A 3,669-nucleotide genomic window follows, 5' to 3' on the forward strand; every position below is an offset into this window, starting at 1 on the left:
GCGTCCGTCAACATCACCCGCAGCCGCCTCGGACGCCTCACCCGCCAAGGCTTCCTCACCCAACCCGAACGAGGCCGCTACCAGAAACGGACTTACTGACTTCAGCTCGTCAGGGTGACGTTGGGGCGTCGAGGGTGAGGCTGGTGCCGGCTATGAAGCCGTCGAGGGTGTCGGGCCGGTATTGGAGTCGTTTGATCCGGTTGCGGACGAGGGTCTCCAACCGGTCGAGGGCGACGACGGCGAGGTTGGCCAGGCTTCGTTTGACGTGCGCCCACACGCCTTCGACCGGGTTCAGGTCGGGTGAGTAGGCGGGCAGCAGGAACACCGTCAGCCATTCCCGTTCGTCGATCACCTGGCGCATCGCGCGGGAGACGTGGGTGTTGAGCCGGTCCCAGACCAGCACGATCGGCGCCTTGACCAGCTGGTGGACGCCGTCGACCAACGCGGTGAAGTCGCGTTCGCCCATGCTGCGGCGCTTGCCCTTGCCCGCGGGGTGGGAGATCAGGCGGTAGCTCAGGCGGGTGCGGGAACCGGGCCGCGTCGCAATCAGCCCGGCCACCGACAGGCGTCCCGAGCGGCGCCCGCTCACCGTCACTTGCGGGGTCACCCCGCGCCGCCCCCAGCTGCGTCCTCGGGGCGGCCGACGGGTGAAACCTGCCTCGTCCTCGAAGCAGATGTAGCCCCCGCAGGCCGCCCGAGCTCTTTTACCTCCGCCCAGGTCGCCTCCTTCCACAGCTTCACGGCCTCCTGAGCACGCTCGGCCACCCTGCGCGCCGGAACCTGCGGGGAGAACCCGAGCCGGTGCATCAGCCGCGTCGCACCCGAGACGCTGTAGGAAACGTGGAACTTCCGCCCGATCAGCGTGGCCACCCTCGCCGCAGTCCACACCTGGTCCTCCACCCAGCCATGCGCGGCCGGCCCCTCCTCCAAGAACCCCGCCAGCTTCTCCAGGCAGTACGGCGACAGCCGGCACCGCGACCCACTCGGTCCACGCGATGCCAGAGCCTCGGCCCCGCCGTCCCGCCACAGCTGGTGCCACCGAAACGCTGATTTCCGGCTCACCCGCAGACACTGAGCGACCTCCGGCGGCTTGACTTCCTGCTCGAACAACTTGGCGGCCTGCATCCGCACCGACTCGCGACGCTGACGCCCCGCGGCGGTCAACCCGCCCCCATCCGCATACCTCACACACCACGAGATACAGCCACAACCCCAGCGCCATCAGGAACTTCGCGAGAGATCACCCTGACGAGCTGAAGTCAGTAACGTCCACTAAGTGGGCGTTTAGGGATGGCGTGTGGCGCTAAGTCCCTCTCGCGACCAACACCCTTGGGCCGATTCGCACCTTGCGTGCACGTTCACGGCCTTCCGGCACCGATTCGTACGCCCGTTTTACCCGCTTATCGGCGCTGAATTCCGTCTGATGTAGCAATGGAGCGGAAGCTCCCCACGGTGCGGAGCTTCCAGGCATTTCAGGATGCGAACATCCATGATGAATACGGCAGATTGGGATATACCACCCGTCGCGAATCAATATCAAACGCCCACTGAGAGCAGAGCTCGCCAGCGGGCACCACGTTCCACCACTGCGACCGAGCGCTTCAGTCGGCGGGTTTCGCCAAGCACCGCGCTCAGTACGTGGCCGGAAGATCAATGCGGTCTGTCACTTCAGGAGGTAGCAGCTGCGCCGACTGCTTGTTTGCCTGCTTCTTCGTCGAGCCGCTCAACGACGAGCATCGCCGCATCGTCCGCCAGGTGGCCTCCGGTGTGACGGATCAATGCCTGGTGCAGTTGTTCCAGGAACTGCGACGGGGTGCAGGTGGGAACTGCCTCCATGGCCTCGGGCAGGGCGAAGAAATCTCTGTCAGGATTGCGGGCTTCGATCACGCCGTCGGTGTGCAGCAGCAGACGGTCACCAGGTGCGAACGGATAGCTCTCCGCCTTGGCGGGAAGACCGGTGATGAAGTCGTCCAGGCCCAGGGGTGGCAGTGGCGACCTCGGCGCCAGGGCGTGAACCTCGCCCTCGCGCAGCAGCAACGGAGGCGGATGGCCGCGGTTGACCACCTGAACCTCGAAGCCGTCAAGCACCTGAGCCACGAGCACAGTGACGAAGTCCTCCGCCTGGTCTTCCCTCTCGTCTTGGTCGACCGCACCCGGCGCGGCTCGCTCACGGTGCAGCGCAGCCGCGCAGTGGTTCACCACCTCCACCAGGTCGTCCTCATAGTGCACCGCCTCCCGGAAGGCGCTCAGCACAGCTGAAGCCAAACCCACAGCAGGCAGCCCTTTGCCGCGGACGTCCCCCACGATCATCCGGACCCCGTACCGGGTCTGTACGGCCTCGTACAGATCGCCGCCGATCTGCGCTCCCGTCTCAGCCGCGAGATACATGCTGGCCGCCCGCACCGGACCCAGCCGGGCCGGTACGCGCCGCAACAGGACTCTTTGTGCTGCCACGGCGACCCGGCGAACCTGGTCGAGCTCGCTCTGCCTGCGCGTGCGCACAGCTTTACTCGTGATGACACTGGCCACGGACACCACGAGGAGGCCCAGGAGATTGCTGTAGATCAGCATGCCACCCCACGCCTCGTGCAGGGTGGTGGTAGTCAGGCTGACGGCCAGGGCTCCAGCCGCTGCCGAGAGGGTGCCTTTCGGGCCCATCGTCAGCGAAGCCAAGGCCGGCATCGCGACGAGGAGAGGGCCGGTGTAGATATCGTGCGCAGGCGAGAGCTCGATCCCCAGCCCGAGCACTATGATCACGAACGGCACGCACTGCGCGACTCGGAAAAGCGCCCGGCTGTGACCGCCCGCTCCTGGCGGATCAGCTGGGCGGAAGAGAGTCCGCATGGGTACAGCCTGCCTCGCTGAAGTGGACTGTTCCACTCATCGCGCCCGGGCGTCCGGGGCCCGTGGCCGACACCGCCCCCAGCGCTACGGTGCCCCGGGCGCCGCACCTCGACTCCATCGCCTCTCACATCGCCCAACCGCCTTCCGGCGGTGAGCACCCGCAAGCAGGACGGACGGCTCGCCTCCGGAGGCCGCTACCTGCGCGGCTACCGCACTCAGTGAGTACGCCTCCGGGCTCGCCACCCGAAGGGCCCTGCGTGGCCCTCTGGGCGCGTTTCCCGCCATCTTGGCTCCCTGCGCCAATCCGGGCCTGCGAGGCGCTCAGCGGGGCGAACAGCGCCGTCTACGGGCTCAACGGGCCGATGCCGCCCGAAGGGTGTTCGTACGGCACACGCCTGAGACGGCTCGTCCTGGTGGGGGTCTGGCTGCTTCCCGCAGCGCGAGCTCCGCTCTCAGGTGGGGAGAGATATCCACCCGCACATGACCACTACTTGTACTACCTACATTGGGGTGCAAGGCCGATGCGCGAGGTGCGCGGCGGCTGGGGCTCCCGGGCGGGGCACCGGCCTCCGCCGATGACGCCCCGGGGTGGAGGAAGACGCCTCTCGGTGCACCGTGCAGCGCCTTGCACCCTTCGCGTCCTGGCCGGTGCAGCAAGGTGTGCCGCACCGGCTGCTGCTCCTGGTGGTGAAGGGTGCAAGGCGCTGCTGTTCGGGATGCCGGAGAGCGATGTCAATCCCCTCCGAACGTGGAGGCCTTCCTATGCAGCCAGTTCCTCGGTGAGGCCGGCTTTGTAGTCGTGTTTGTAGTCGATTGGGCTCTTCC

General features: G+C 67.0%; 2 protein-coding genes. Both read right to left on the reverse strand.

Translation table 11 applies throughout. The features are described 5' to 3' along the window. Window positions 1-109: 109 nt before the first annotated feature. A protein-coding gene (locus ABTY04_RS41430; protein WP_502996829.1) for an IS630 family transposase occupies window positions 110-1,188 on the reverse strand; the annotation gives its coding sequence in 2 pieces (ribosomal slippage) (window positions 110-687 and window positions 687-1,188; 1,080 coding nt in all). A gap of 480 nt (window positions 1,189-1,668) precedes the next feature. Then, a complete protein-coding gene (locus tag ABTY04_RS40560; RefSeq protein WP_352218444.1) occupies window positions 1,669-2,757 on the reverse strand; it encodes a PP2C family protein-serine/threonine phosphatase in 1,089 nt (362 codons plus the stop codon). Window positions 2,758-3,669 lie beyond the last annotated feature (912 nt).

Origin of the sequence: Streptomyces sp. NPDC097981, from assembly GCF_040302565.1 — a bacterium.
Lineage (GTDB): Bacteria > Actinomycetota > Actinomycetes > Streptomycetales > Streptomycetaceae > Streptomyces.